Here is a 15,508-nt window from a genome sequence, read left to right as displayed (position 1 = left end):
GAACCGCTAGCCATTGATCATATCCATCAACACTTTTACGCTCATTATCCCCACAATCAGGACCACCAATCCACCGAACATGGTAAGCCAGACCGGATGCTTGTAATCGCCAATAATCTCTTTCTTATACGCAGCAAAAAGAATCGTAGCCAAAGTCACAGGTAAGATAAATCCGTTCAGTACTCCTGCAAGAATCAATAGTTTAACTGGTTTCCCGACCCATAAAAAGATAAGTGTTGAAATTAAAATGAAAACAATGATTACCAGACGCTCCCGCTCTCTGATTTTAACGCTAAAGGATTTAATGAAGGAAACAGAAGTATAGGCAGAGCCAATCACGGAAGTTACCGCAGCTGAAAACATCACCAATCCAAATAAACGATAACCGATATTTCCTGCCGCCAATTGAAATACAGATGCGGTTGGATTTGTAGCATCTATGGCCAGCCCTTGACTAATCACCCCTAAGGAAGCCAGAAACAGGAATACCCTAACCAGTGAAGCCACAGAAATTCCCATTACCGCACTCGTGTTTACCGCAGGTAAAGACTCCTTTCCTTTTACACCTGCATCCAGCAAACGATGTCCACCTGCAAAAGTAATATAACCACCAACTGTACCCCCAACAAGTGTGACAATACTTACAAAATCTATTTTCAAGGGTACAATAGTCCGCAATGCAGCTTCTCCAATTGGGGGCGCCGAGGTTACCGCAATGTAAATGATCGCAATGATCATCACAAAGCCCATCAACTGTGCAAAACGATCCATCGCTTTTCCTGCTTCTCGGACCAGGAAAATAGCAATGGCCAGCGCAGCCGAAATCATGGCTCCATTCAGAACAGAAATACCCAATAAGGCTTGAAGTCCGAGCCCAGCTCCTGCGATGTTTCCAATATTAAAAGCCAATCCCCCCAGCACAATCAGAAAAGAAATAAAGCCACCCAAGCCTGGCAAAAGCATATTCGCAATATCCTGCGCTCTCTTTCCAGATACGGCAATTACACGCCATATATTGAGTTGCACTCCAATATCTATGATGATAGAAATGAGGATCACAAAACCAAAACTTGCCCCTAAAGACTGTGTAAAGAAGGTAGTCTGGGTTAGGAAACCAGGCCCAACCGCGGAGGTTGCCATTAAAAATGCAGCCCCAATCAGGACGCTTCTGTTTTTTATCACTTTCATCTGGCTAATTTATCAGGTCTGGATAAATCAGGTAAACCCAATTGCATGCCCGCATTGTTCAATGCCAGATGAAGCTGCTCAGCAAAGGCAACGGCAGTTTTCCCATCACCATGGATACAAATTGTATCTGCCTGGATTTTTAAGATCTCTCCAGAGGTAGCGTATACACTTCCCTCTTTAATCATCTGCATTACCTGAGCCACTGCCAGCAATGGATCTGTAATTAAAGCATCCTGTTGTTTCCTCGCTGTCAATGTACCATCCCGCTGATAAGTACGGTCTGCAAATACTTCATTTGCCACTGATAAACCAATATTTTCTCCGGCATGAATCAGTTCTGAGCCTGATAATCCATACAAGATCAAATCCGGATCTACCTTATACACCGCATTGGCAATTGCTTCAGAAAGCCTCCTGTTGGTTGCGGCCATATTATATAAAGCACCGTGTGGTTTTATGTGTTTCAGTATTCCTCCTTCAGATTTCACGAAAGCAGCCAGCGCACCGATCTGATACACCACCATGTCATAAGCCTCTTCCGCAGAAATGGCCATTGTTCTTCTTCCAAAGCCCTGCAAATCCGGTAATCCAGGATGTGCTCCGATTGCAACACCATGTCGCATGGCCAATCTTACGGTTTTTTTCATGACTGCCGGATCTCCGGCATGAAAACCACAGGCAATATTAACTGCAGAAACGAATGGCATAATTGCGGCATCGTTACCTATATCGTAGGCCCCAAAACCTTCCCCCATATCACAATTCAGGTCTACCCTAAAAGATTTAGTCATGCGGTATATATTTAAAAGTTAAACTCTGTTTAAGTTGATTCATTTCCTTCTCCCGCGAAATTAAAAGTCCTTGCGCTTGTTTTAAGTCCTGGAGTTCAAACTGGATGAGCGCTCCGGAACGGAGCTGTGCTAATTTTCCAAGATCAACATTTAATACCTGTAAGATCCTCGGATAGCCCCCGGTAGTCTGGTGATCAGCCATCAACACAATAGGGCTCCCTTCAGCAGTCACCTGCACCGTTCCAAAGGCAACTGCCGAAGACAACATTTCTTTAGCTACCTTTAATTCCAGTATTGGTCCTTCCAGACGATAACCCATCCTGTCGGCAGCCATACTGATCCTAAACTCACTGATAAATAAGTCGGCAATGCTTTTTTCCCGGAATAACTCGAACTCAGGCCCCTTCATAACGCGAATGATATTTCTATCAGTTGCGGTGTATAAATCCGGACTTAAGCCCCAGTTCATGTGAACGGGCAATCTCGGTATTTCCTGGTTAAAAGCAATCTGATCTCCTTTTTTTAAAGCACGTCCCAGGAATCCACCAAAACCTGCAGCGAGATAAGTAGAAGAACTGCCCAATACAGGATTTAAGTTAACCCCCCCCTGAACACATAGATAAGCACGACAACCAGCTATGGCTTGTCCAAAAGAAAGTACTGCCCCTTTTCTCGCCATAACCGGACGCCACATATGAACGGGAAATCCATCCATTTCAGCCGACAAATCGCCACCAGTAATGGCAATCAAGGCATCACCTTCAAAAAGAAGCTCAGGACCGGTTAAAGTACATTCCAATCCGGCCAGCCCAGCTTCATTTCCCAGCAACAGATTCCCTAATTTTAAAGCATCCTGATCCATTGCCCCGCTTACAACTACCCCATCTTTACGGTAACCGATCCGGCCAGAATCCTGAAAGCTGCTCAACATTCCGCCTTTAATCAACTTAATTCCCATTTTTACGTGTTATGTTCAGAAATTCTGCTTCAGAAATGGCGACAAACCGTACCCGATCCCCGGCTTTTAATAAAGCGGGTACCTCACGGTTAAAGTCGAACAATGACAATGGACTTTGGCCGATGATCTGCCATCCTCCTGGTGTTTCTATAGGATATACCCCAGTCTGCCTACCTGCAATCCCTACCGCTCCCGCAGCGATTTTTGTTCTGGGTTGCGCTTTTCTGGGTGTAGCAATTTTTTCATTCATACCGCCCAGGTAAGGAAAACCTGGAGCAAATCCAATCATATATACGAGATATTCTTCGGAGGTATGGATAGCAACGACCTCCTTAGTGCTCAACTGGTTATAAGCAGCTACAAACTCCAGATCCGGGCCATAATCTCCACCATAAACTACCGGTATTTCGATCCTTGTTTCCGGAAGTCTGGTCCCATCCTCTATCAGCTCCCTGAGCATCTCTTCCAGTAAAGCCTGAATCTCTGTGTACAGGAGTATCCAGGGTTGATAATAGATCGTTACCGAACTAAAAGCAGGAGTATATTCGACAAAGCCCTCGAATGAATTTTCATCAAGAAAAGCCGAAACTGCCCTTACCTGCTGATGAATATCTTCGCTGATCTGATCAGGAAACTGAATGACAATCGCTGAATCACCGAGCGGATAAAGAGTATAAAAGTTTGTTTTCTCGCTCATTAAAGATAGCCTCAAAACAAATATAACGATATAATCAGCCGATAACCAGTACTAAAATCAGAATTTCAAAGGTGATCCTGGTTTCAATTCATAGGGCTCTATTCCGGCCAGAAATATCCTGGAATCTTTGCTTCCTTCTGTACTGATCTGCTCCCCCTTTACACGTATCCAGCTACCTTCACGAAGTCCAACTACAGGAGTATCATTGAATACATGAAACTCTTTGATGCGTGTTGCCCTGGTTTCTCCATTATGTGTACTTGTCGGATCCGGATCCAGGTAGTGGGCATTGAGATTAAAAGGAACCAAAGCCATTGTTTTAAAATCTGAAGGGTATACTATAGGCATATCATTGGTATTCTTCATATTGACACCGCCGATATTACTACCTGCGCTGGTTCCCAGATATGGAATCCCACTTTCTACCCTTTTCTTTAATACCTCCATCAGGTTCAGGTCATGCAATTGCTGCACCAATAAAAAAGTATTGCCTCCACCAGTAAAGAAACCTTGTGCTGCTGCAATGGCAGTTTCAGGTTCGGAAAAAGTATGTAAGCCACGAACTCTGATGCCCAGACCGGCAAAAGTTTCCCTTACTTTTTCGGTATAGTCATCGTGACTGATTCCAGAGGGACGCGCAAATGGGATAAATATGATTTCAGAAACACCGGCAAAGAAAACAGACAATTCCGGCAACAGGTAAGCAAGGTATTCTTCTCCGAATAAGGTGGAAGTACTGGCAAGCATGACATTCTTCATAACAATGGTTTTAACATTGCGAAAGTAATCATCCAATTGGTATAAACGAAAAATCGCCTCCTGATTTGACTCGGGAGGCGATTAAATTTATATTATTTGGATTTCTTTTCCAGCCATACTCTGGCATTTACAAAGGCTTCCATCCATGGAGATACTTCATCTTTACGGCCTTGTGGATAATTAGCCCAATGCCATTGGAACAAGGAACGCTCAATGTGAGGCATCATCACCAGGTGTCTTCCTGATTGATCACACATCATTGCAGTATTATAATCAGAACCATTAGGATTTGCAGGATAGCTTTCGTAAGCATATTTCGCTACGATACCATACTGATCTTCCGCATATGGCAACTGAAATTTACCTTCACCATGTGAAACCCAAACCCCTAATGTACTTCCAGCAAGGCTGGATAACATCACAGAGTGGTTTTCCTGGATCGTTAATGAGGTAAAGATACTCTCATGTTTATGACTTTCGTTGTGCAACATTTTAGGTTTTTCTTCATGATCTTTATTGATCAATCCCAATTCCACAAACAGCTGACAACCGTTACAGATACCGACTGAAAGTGTATCCTCACGTTTGAAGAAGTTTTCTAAAGCTAATCTTGCCTTCTCATTGTATAGGAATGCGCCAGCCCAGCCTTTTGCAGAACCCAATACGTCGGAGTTAGAGAAACCTCCAACAGCTCCGATAAACTGGATATCTTCTAAAGTCTCGCGACCAGAGATTAAATCGGTCATGTGAACATCTTTCACGTCGAAACCTGCAAGGTACATGGCATTTGCCAATTCGCGCTCAGAGTTACTTCCTTTTTCTCTCAATACCGCGGCTTTCGGTCTTGGTTTATTTGCATCAATTACCGGCTTTTTACCATCAAACTGTAATGGGAAAGTATAGTTCAATACATGGTTTTTGTAATTGTCAAAACGCTCTTTTGCTTTAACAGGACCTGCTTGTTTTTGATCTAATAGGTAAGAAGTTTTGAACCATACATCACGTAAATGATCGATGTCAAAGCTATGTTTGCCTGTTGCATTCTTCACCGTTAATACTGGCTCAGATTTCACAATACCAATTTTATGGTAAGCTACACCAGCTTCTGCTAACAGTCCTTCTACAGATTGATCAGCCTGGAATACGATACCAATGTTTTCCGCGAACAATACTTTAATCAAATCTTCATTGCTCAGTTCAGAAAGATCGATGGCTGCACCAAGCTCTCTGTCTGCAAAGCAAAGTTCTAATAAGGTAGTGATTAAACCACCGCTACCGATATCATGACCTGCCTGGATTTTACCCGTTTTGATCAATTGTTGAACAGTGTTGAATGTATTTTTAAATTGAGCAGCATCAGTCACATCCGGAGTTTCATGACCAATTTTGTTCATGATCTGTGCGAAAGAAGATCCACCTAATTTGTAAGTATCATTTGAAAGGTTGATGTAGTAGATCGAACCACCATTTTTCTGAAGAACGGGCTCTACCACTGCAGTAATGTCATCGCAATGACCACCGGCAGAAATAATCACCGTACCCGGAGCAATAACTTCTCCGTCCGGATATTTCTGTTTCATCGATAAGGAATCCTTACCTGTTGGAATATTTACCCCCAACTCAATGGCAAATTCAGAACATGCTTTAACCGCTTCATATAAACGGGCATCTTCACCTTCATTTTTACAGGCCCACATCCAGTTTGCAGAAAGCGAGACGCTCTCCATTCCATCTTTTAATGGAGCCCAGATGATGTTGGATAGGGATTCAGCAATGGCATTACGGCTACCTGCAGCAGGATCAATCAAAGCAGATATTGGTGCGTGACCAACTGAAGTCGCGATACCATCTTTTCCCTGATAATCCAGCGCCATTACACCACAGTTATTTAATGGCAATTGTAATGGACCAGCACATTGTTGCTTGGCCACTCTACCACCCACGCAACGGTCAACTTTATTCGTCAACCAATCTTTTGATGCGACAGCTTCCAATTGTAATACCTGCTCAAGGTAGGCATCCAATTTATTAATATCATAAGTAACAGGTTCATATTTCCTGTCGATAGTTTTATCCTCCATGATCACCTTTGGCGAGCTGCCAAACATGTCTTTCAATTCCAGGTCCATTGGTTTTAAACCTGTAGTTTTAGAAGCGAAAGTAAAACGGTGATCTCCGGTTACATCACCCACAGTATACATTGGGCTACGCTCACGGTCTGCGATTTTATGTAAAGTATCGATGCTATCTGCACCAATCACTAATCCCATACGTTCCTGAGACTCGTTACCAATAATTTCTTTGGCAGAAAGTGTCGGATCTCCAACTGGAAGTTGATCCAGATCGATCAATCCACCAGTTTCTTCTACCAATTCAGAAAGACAGTTTAAGTGACCACCAGCACCATGATCATGGATAGAAACGATTGCATTCACATCGCTTTCTACCATACCACGAACGGTATTGGCTGCTCTTTTTTGCATTTCCGGGTTAGAACGCTGGATGGCATTTAGCTCAATACTCGAACCTAAAGCACCAGTATCTGCAGAAGATACTGCAGCACCACCCATACCGATACGGTAATTCTCACCACCTAAGATGACGATTTTATCACCAGTAGCTGGTTTATGTTTTAAGGCCTGATCTGCTTTACCGTAGCCTACGCCACCTGCAAGCATGATCACTTTATCGTAACCTAATTTTCTACCATCTTCTTCATGCTCAAAAGTAAGCACAGAACCAGTGATCAGCGGTTGTCCGAATTTATTACCAAAATCTGAAGCTCCGTTTGAAGCTTTGATCAGGATATCCATTGGTGTTTGATACAACCATTTTCTTTCCTCAACACCAGCTTCCCAGGGACGATTCTCTTCTAATCTCGACAAAGCAGTCATATAGATTGCAGTACCTGCAAGAGGCAATGAACCTTGTCCGCCTGCCAGTCTGTCTCTGATTTCACCACCTGCACCAGTTGCAGCACCATTAAATGGTTCTACAGTTGTTGGGAAGTTATGCGTTTCCGCTTTGATGGAGATGACAGATTCAAAATCTTTTACCTGGTAGTAATCAGGAACATCTGCTCTTTTCGGGGCAAATTGCTGTACTACCGGACCTTTTACGAAGGCAACGTTATCTTTATACGCAGAAACAATTCCATTTGGATTTGCTTCAGAAGTATGACGGATCATTTTAAATAGAGAATACGGTTTTTCTTCTCCGTCGATCACAAACTTTCCGTTGAAAATTTTATGGCGACAGTGTTCAGAGTTTACCTGAGAGAAACCGAATACTTCAGAATCGGTTAACTTACGACCTAAGTTTTCAGCCAGCTGGTTTAAATAGGCTACTTCTTCATCGCTCAGCGACAATCCTTCCTGCTTGTTATACGCAGCAATGTCAGAGATTTCCAGAATTGGTTCTGGTTGAACATTAGTAGTAAATACATCCTGACCTAGTCCTTCATATTTTTGAAACAACATGTGATCATAATCCGAAGCATCAGCAGTTACAGTCTCAAACTCTTCAATACGAACGATACCATGAAGGTCCATATTTTGGGTAATCTCTACTGCGTTTGTGCTCCATGGGGTTACCATTGCAGCCCTTGGACCAACAAAGAAACCACTTAAGGAAGTTTCGGTTCTAACTTTCGCGCCTCCAAACAGCCAACTTAATTTTGAAATATCAGCTGGTGTAAGGCTCCGGTTTACTTGCAAGACATAAATCTTGGCAGATGGGGTTTCGAAGAAAAAGATCATATTCATAAAGTGCTGCAAAGATACTTTAAAAAGTAATAATGATGCAATTGAAAAAGACTAAAATAACAACAATCATAGGGCAAGGACGGTAGAATTGCCTCAGTTATGACCCTGATCTGAGATTTTTCGTCGGATCTTCAGCTGGGGTATTCCTACAAAAAAGGCTGCCTTCTCTTTACAGAGGGGCAGCCTTTTATAAAAAGTATATGATTAACTATGGATTTTGTCCGCCAGGACCGATTGCCTTATTGGCATCGATTTCTGCCTGAGGAATAGACCATTGCCATTCATTTCCACCAGCAGGAACGGTTAACACCCCACTAATTGCAAGTGTTGCATTTCCACCGGTTCTGTCAACTGGTAAGTTCAGGCGTTTCAGGTCGAAGAAACCAAATCCTTCTCCCCAGAGCTCCACTCTTCTTTGAATGAGGATTTCATTCAATAACGCAGCACCTGTATTTGTAGACAATACATAAGAAGCATCGCGGTTTTTAGCCAAAGTAAACAAAGCATTTTGAGCATTGATATTTTCTGCGGCATTGCCTTCTACTGCTAAATGCGCCTTTGCTTCCGCTTCGATCAGGTACATTTCTGCTACCCTCATATTCACCACATCTCCGATACTTGTAGCTCCGGCATTTGTAAATTTACGTTGCATGTAAGTAGATCTGATTCCTTGAGCAGGGATCGGGAAGGCTAAATTTGTTCCTGTCGGATCCCAAAGGCCTTTACGTACATCTGTGGTGGCAATTTTAGTATATAATGCCGAATTGATACGTTTCGGATTACTTCTGTTTGCAGTGGAAGCATAAGTTCCCATGTAAGCAAAGAAGGAGAAGAAAAAGGTAGTCTGATCTTCTTGTTGTGCACTACCCCACATCCACTCCGAATTACTCAGACTATTAAAGCCTTTCAAATAATCAGCATTGCTCATTAAGGCATATCCTGGTCTGGCTTCTGCTGCATATTGAGCAGCAACCGCCCATAAACCCTGCGTTAAGGCTACTCTGGCTTTCAAGCCTTTTGCCACACTAAGATTCAGATGTGATTTCGTAGGTCTTGCTGTTGCACCGGTCAACAATAAAATTGAGGCATCAAGATCTGCATTAATCTGACTGTATACCTCCTCAACTGAAGATCTAGGCAAACCTGCATCTAAAACAGAACTGATTTTGATTGGAATTCCCGCTTGCGTATTGGAAGCTCCTTTATCATAGCGTTTTCCAAAAGTCTGTACCAGCACAAAATGTGCCCAGGCGCGATAAGCTAAAGCTTCTCCTTTGATCATCTTTTTAGTTGCCTCGGGTCCTTCAGCTGCATCGATACCATCAATGATCATATTCGCATTCTCTATGATTCTGTAATAAAAGGTATAAATGTAGTTATTAGTCAGACTGGTTGCATTTTTATGTGCCACCCATTTATAAACACCATAAGCAGTTGTACTGACTGAATTAACCAGGTCATTACCCATATAATCAATATTCAGATTCACCGAACCCTGTCCACCTTCTTCCTGTCTGGAATATTGAATATACAATGATCTATGGATTCCATTTAATGCAGCCATCGCATTTGCAGTGGTGGTAAAAACCGCCTTAGTATCAACCAGGTTGGTTGGTTGAACATCTAAATATTCTTTTTTACAGGAGCCAAAGGACAAAATGAGCACGCCCAATGGTAAATATAGTTTGTGTAGATTTTTCATATTTGTCTTGTTTTAAAATGTGGCACTTAATCCTAAACTCAGTACTCTAGACGGCGTATAAACATTAGAGTTTGTGCCGTTAAAGTTTTGTCTTGGGTCAAATCCTTTACGTTTCGACCAAAGAACCAGGTTCTCACCTGAAGCAAACACATTAAGGTTGCTTAATCCTACTTGTTTAATCCATGTAGGAGACACAGCATAACTTAAGTTTACTGAACGTAGATCCAGATAAGAAGCATCGATCAGGAAGCGGGTTGAAGTAGCATTACTTAAAGCAGATCTACCTACATCCAATCTTGGTATATTAGAATTATCCCCAACTTGTTGCCAGCTTTTCATGGCATCCACATGCAAGGAACCACCATAAGAACTATAAGACATCAATCCCTGATAGTTACTGTCGAATGATTTACCACCTACACCATAATTCATTTGTACGGAAAGTGATAATCTTTTATAACGGAAAGTATTAGTGAAACTACCATCAAAATCAGGCAATGAGGTTCCTGAATACGCAAATAATGCATTGTTGGTATTGGTTGTGTATTTCTGACCATCAATTGTTCTAAGATCCGCTGGTGCTTCAGGACTTGAAGGATTGATCAGGTATAAACTAGAACCATCACTTGGATCCACGCCTGCCCATTGACGTAACCAGAATTGATAACGGGAAACACCTACTGCCAACTGTTTTGTGCCATCAATAAATGTTGGCACATCATCTGGCATTTTGTTGATCTTATTACGGATCATGGTCCAGTTTACATTAAGAGCCCAGTTAAAATCCTGAGTTTTCACCAGGTCTCCACCAAGTTGAATTTCAATACCTTTATTGCTCATCTTTCCGATATTCTTAGAAATGGTACTATCAAATGTAGCTCCGTTTCCGATACCGATACCACTAGACAGTGCAAGAGGCACTCTAAACAATAAATCTTTAGAACGTCTGTCGAACACTTCAAATGAACCGCGTAATCTGTTTCCGAAAAAACCAAATTCAACCGCTGCATCAGCCTGTGTATTGGTTTCCCAGGTCAGCTTAGGATCTGCAACGTTAGCCAGCAGGATACCTGGTTCAGCACCATTATTATAACCCAATCTATAGAAGTCTCTTGATGGGTAATAAGAATCCAGGCCATCATTACCTAATGAACCATAAGAAGATCTTACTTTTAAGTAAGACAACCAACTTACATCTTTCAGGAAGTCTTCCTGACTGGCAAGCCAGGCGCCGCCGATGGCATAAAAATTACCCCATCTATTTCCAGGAAGCCATTTAGAAGAACCATCCCTTCTAAAGGAACCTGATAAAATATATTTCGAATCATAATCGTAATTCAATCTGGCAAAAAATGCCTCTTTTCTATACGTATCTGTATAGGAACTCAGGTCTGTAGTTGTGGCAAAATTAACCAGTTCGGTATTCCCGTCTAGAATTTGACCATTTCTTGCCCCTGTTAAATACTTGTAGCTATAACTATAGTTGTTATGACCCAATAAAACACCAAAATTATGGTTATCAATTTTTTTCGTATAGTTCAATAACTGTTCAAGCGTATAAGAAATAGTGGTGCTGGTCGTATTTCTTGCTCTGCCATTTGGCGCACCATCACCCACAATTTTATTCTGGTAATCATTGAAAAAATAATTGTTTACATCTACCCCAAGGTTAGTCGTGAACTTAAAATCTTTCAGAAAGGTAATTTCTCCATAAGTCCTTGCCCCCAATACATTTCTTTTAATTTGGGTGGTATTCAGCAAAGTTTCCTGTAAAATATGACGCCCAGGGAGTGCACCTGAAGGTCTGTTAGGAATACCTAAAGTACCTTGTAAACCGCCGGTATCATAGATTTTCTGACCTTTTTCATTTAGAATAAAGTCTCCAGTTGTTGGATCATGAGCGTAAACAGGGTAAATTGGACCTATACTTCTAGAGAAGTTAAAGGGATTTACGATGCTGGAACTACCGTCCGCATCAGCCTGATTAGACTTGATGATGTTACCAGAAATGTTCAATCCTGTTTTAAACCAGCTTAATGGTTTAGAATTGACATTGATTCTACCACTAATTCTGTTATAATCAGAGCGGATGATATATCCTTTTTCATTTAAATAACCCAGGGAAACATAGTAATCAGATTTCTCTGAACCACCACTCACAGCCATGCTGTAATCTGATCTTATTCCATTTCTTTGCAAACCATCCAACCAGTTCAGGTCGTTTGGATATTTCAATTGGGCATTTGGGTTTAATACACCATCTGTACTTACAATACTCTTGTCATCAACGTTAAAAGGATTGTTCATCAAAAGTGTTTTGATGTCATTACTGGCTGCAATATTGGCTGCAGGGAGTGATATTCCTGTTCCCGTTGTCGGGTACACTAAACTATTTCTATAGGCCTGCCATGCCAAAGGATAATATTGATAAGCATCTACAGTTTCGTACTCAGGAATACCTCTGGAGGTTACACCTTGCAAACCTCTGAAGGTTAACTTTTCCTGATGCGCTCTACCTTTTTTAGTCGTGATCAGAATCACGCCATTTGCAGCACTGGAACCATAAAGAGCCGATGATGCGGCATCTTTCAGGATACTGATATTTTCGATATCTTCCGGATTAATGCTTCCGATGTTTCCATCATACTGGATTCCATCCACTACATATAATGGATCATTAGAAGCATTGATGGATCCAAAACCACGCAAACGGATTGAAGGACCAGCTCCTGGTTGTCCAGTTCCAGCATTCACCTGAATACCTGGCGCAGCACCTGCCAATGCAGATAATACATTCGTAACCGGCCTTTCTTTCAAAGCATCCGCACCAACAGTAGCAACTGCTCCTGTGAACGCAGATTTCTTCGAGGTTCCATAGGCTACATTGATAACCACATCATTTAATGCTTTTGCATCCTCTTCCAGTTTAATATCGCCCAGGTTTTCTGCTGCTTTTAATTCTTTAGGAATGTATCCCAGATAAGAAACCACCAAAATGGCTCCTTTTTCTACACCTTTCAGTACAAAACTTCCGTTTGCATCCGTTCCTACACTTTTAGCACCTGATTTCAATTTTACAGAAGCACCACCAAGAGGAAGTCCGGTTTCATCAATCACACGACCGCGTACATCGATTGCCGCAACGGCTACCGTAACAATGGAACTTGCACTTTGATCAGCCTTTTTTCTGATCACTACAATATTGTTATTCAAGGCATATGACAAATCCTGTCCAGCGAAACAAATTTGTAACACTTCCTCAATAGTAGAACCTTTAACATTGATATTAATCGGTTTCGCACTACGAATGAGTTTAGTATTACCCAGAAAGTCATAACCTGATTGGGTTCTTATCTTATTAATAATTTTCTCGAGAGAAGCATTTTTCTCAGACAATGTAATTCGCTGAGCATATCCACTGGCACTTACATGAAGTATACCAATAGACATTAAAATAATAATCAGCTTCATAATTCTTATGAATTGGATAGGTATATACGCCAATGGCTTACCCCTAAAAAGATGGTAAATAATCATATATTTGATTGTTTGGGTTTAATTGATCGAGTTGTTTAGTCGCAATAAGAATGGGTTGTCCCGAACAAAAGACAATTAATTGTCGGAGCCGTTAGTGTTGGTAGCACAACGGCTTTTTTTTTGCGGGGATCCCTATGATGTGAAGTAGCATTATTTCATCACAATGATCCTCCTTCCTTCGATTTTAAAATGAACTTGTTCCGTTTGTTCTATTGCCTCCAGAATGGAGGAGATATTTTTAGTCCTGGAAATTTTTCCCAGTAGGGAAACTCCAGCAGGATCGACTTCGTATACAATTTCTACATCGTACCATCGGGCTACCTTTCTTAGAATACTTTCCAGATCTTCATCGTCGAACACAAAGTTTCCAGATTTCCAATCCAATACATCATTTACATTGACATCTTCTACCTGAATGGACTTATTACTTAGCTTACTTTGCTGTCCTGGTTTGAGCAGTGTTCCATTTCCTGATCCTGAAAACACCTTTACCGATCCTTCCATCAAACTGGTACGAATTACCCGCTCATCCTGGTAAGCATTTACATTAAAATGAGTTCCTAAAACTTCTATCACTTGCCCTACACTTCTTACCTTAAAAGGATGAGCCACATCTTTAGCCACTTCAAAATAAGCCTCGCCAACCAGCTCCACAGTTCTGTCTCTATTCGCAAATGAAACAGGATAGGTCAATTTTGATGCAGCGTTTAACCAAACTTTGGTTCCATCAGGTAAAAGCACCTGATATTGTCCGCCTCTCGGTGTTTCAATCTTATTTACTGCAGTTAGGGGATTTGAAATTTGATCTTTCTGATCAGCTATTTTATAAATAATTTGTCCTTCAGCATTTTTACTGATTTCTACCCCTGATTCTTCTGCTAAAGTCCCTACTCCAGCATCAGTTAAAACAATTTTTTTACCGTCAGCCAGCGTTAAGTAGGCTTTATTTCCGCCTGGAGCGATGTCATTTTTCCCGAATTTATTGTATTTGCCTCTAATCGTTTTATTCTCCGCTTGTTTTGCATAGAACAAAACCCCAATGCCGCAAGTCATGAATAATACGGCAGCTGCAGCAACTCTTGTCCACAGGCGAACTGTAGCCCTGTTAAAATGAAGTCCCGATTTTAACCTCTGCCAGACATCAGACCTGGCCTGTAGCATTTCCTCTTCTGAAACTTCCCGATCAAAAGGAATATCTTGTGCATACCAGCGCTCTAGTAATGCCAGTTCTTCTGCATTGCAAGTTCCATGATGAAATTTATGAAGTAGCTCGTTCAGGTCGATTTTTTTCTGCATATATGCTTAGAAGCCTATTCTTGGCTCCTAAAACTATAGACCTTTATCTTATGGGGTATGGGGGTAATAATTTTATAAAAAATTTTAAAAACCTAAAAAAAGACAGAATAATATCATTAGAATTATAAATAAACCAAATTTCACTCTCAAAATCCTGAGGGCATTTTTGACATGGCTACGCACCGATTGCTCGGTGATGTCCATTTTTTCTGCGATTTCTTTATAAGTATAATTATGCTTTCTACTAAGTTCAAATGCGGCTTTCATTTTTACGGGGAGCGATTGAATTTCTCTTTCAATCATTTCGGCAAGCTGACGTTCTCTGACCCTATGATCAGTAAATCCTTCCTCCTGTTTGATCAGTACGACCTGTTTAGCGGCGTAAGCAGCCACCACATTTTGATGTGCGATGATTTTTAATATTTTATTCCTGGTAGCGGTATATAGATAATTTGAAAGATTTCGGTCTATAGACAATACTTCTCTTTTCAGCCATAAATCTTCGAACAATTCATGAACTACATCTTTTGCCTGCTCCTGGTCAGGGAACTTATACAATGCATGTCTATACAATACCCCAAAAAAACGCTCATAAATTTCCCCAAAGGCGCGATGATCTCCAAAGCGGAGTCGCTCCGCCAGATCATTATCTGAAAGATTCTGGTACGAGGTCATGGATAGGTTAATAATAAAAATAGTTTAGGAGCTAAAAATAAATATTATTAGCTGATTGCATCGTATTTTTAAAAAAACAATATCAATTACTTAAGTCTAAGGCTTGATCTTACAACTTAAGAAAAAAGACCCATCTAGGTT

10 protein-coding genes are annotated in these 15,508 nt (G+C 41.2%); all 10 read right to left on the bottom strand.

Going from position 1 to position 15,508, the window contains the following annotated elements:
* Positions 1-6: 6 nt before the first annotated feature.
* Positions 7-1,188, bottom strand: a complete 1,182-nt coding sequence (locus R2Q94_RS09590) for an NRAMP family divalent metal transporter (RefSeq protein ID WP_316821234.1) — start codon at positions 1,186-1,188, stop codon at positions 7-9.
* Positions 1,185-1,979 (bottom strand): 5-oxoprolinase subunit PxpA, encoded by a 795-nt coding sequence (locus R2Q94_RS09585; protein WP_316821233.1) that lies wholly within the window; start codon positions 1,977-1,979, stop codon positions 1,185-1,187. Before R2Q94_RS09585 ends, R2Q94_RS09590 begins: the two co-directional genes overlap by 4 nt.
* On the bottom strand, positions 1,972-2,937 hold the full coding sequence (locus tag R2Q94_RS09580; protein ID WP_316821232.1) for a biotin-dependent carboxyltransferase family protein: 966 nt from the start codon (positions 2,935-2,937) through the stop codon (positions 1,972-1,974). Before R2Q94_RS09580 ends, R2Q94_RS09585 begins: the two co-directional genes overlap by 8 nt.
* The gene (gene pxpB / locus R2Q94_RS09575) at positions 2,927-3,634 is read right to left on the bottom strand and encodes a 5-oxoprolinase subunit PxpB (protein ID WP_316821231.1); all 708 of its coding nucleotides are present in this window, start codon (positions 3,632-3,634) and stop codon (positions 2,927-2,929) included. Before pxpB ends, R2Q94_RS09580 begins: the two co-directional genes overlap by 11 nt.
* A 57-nt stretch (positions 3,635-3,691) precedes the next feature.
* Complete coding sequence (pepE, locus tag R2Q94_RS09570; RefSeq protein ID WP_316821230.1) at positions 3,692-4,393, bottom strand: dipeptidase PepE; 702 nt, start codon at positions 4,391-4,393, stop codon at positions 3,692-3,694.
* 92 nt (positions 4,394-4,485) lie between these two features.
* Positions 4,486-8,151 carry a phosphoribosylformylglycinamidine synthase gene (gene purL, locus R2Q94_RS09565; RefSeq protein WP_316821382.1) on the bottom strand — a complete coding sequence of 1,222 codons (3,666 nt, stop codon included), beginning with the start codon at positions 8,149-8,151 and terminating at the stop codon, positions 4,486-4,488.
* Positions 8,152-8,365: 214 nt separating this feature from the next.
* Complete coding sequence (locus R2Q94_RS09560; protein ID WP_316821229.1) at positions 8,366-9,859, bottom strand: RagB/SusD family nutrient uptake outer membrane protein; 1,494 nt, start codon at positions 9,857-9,859, stop codon at positions 8,366-8,368.
* A 12-nt stretch (positions 9,860-9,871) separates the two neighbouring features.
* A complete protein-coding gene (locus R2Q94_RS09555; protein WP_316821228.1) occupies positions 9,872-13,330 on the bottom strand; it encodes a TonB-dependent receptor in 3,459 nt (1,152 codons plus the stop codon).
* A gap of 216 nt (positions 13,331-13,546) precedes the next feature.
* Positions 13,547-14,692 (bottom strand): FecR domain-containing protein, encoded by a 1,146-nt coding sequence (locus R2Q94_RS09550; RefSeq protein WP_316821227.1) that lies wholly within the window; start codon positions 14,690-14,692, stop codon positions 13,547-13,549.
* Positions 14,693-14,776: 84 nt separating this feature from the next.
* Entirely contained in the window at positions 14,777-15,367 is a 591-nt protein-coding gene (locus R2Q94_RS09545; RefSeq protein WP_316821226.1) for an RNA polymerase sigma factor, read from the bottom strand.
* Positions 15,368-15,508 lie beyond the last annotated feature (141 nt).

Origin of the sequence: Pedobacter gandavensis, from assembly GCF_032678465.1 — a bacterium.
GTDB classification, from domain to species: domain Bacteria; phylum Bacteroidota; class Bacteroidia; order Sphingobacteriales; family Sphingobacteriaceae; genus Pedobacter; species Pedobacter gandavensis_B.
Note: the sequence above shows the minus strand (reverse complement) of the source record. Positions and strands in the feature narration are given on the sequence as shown.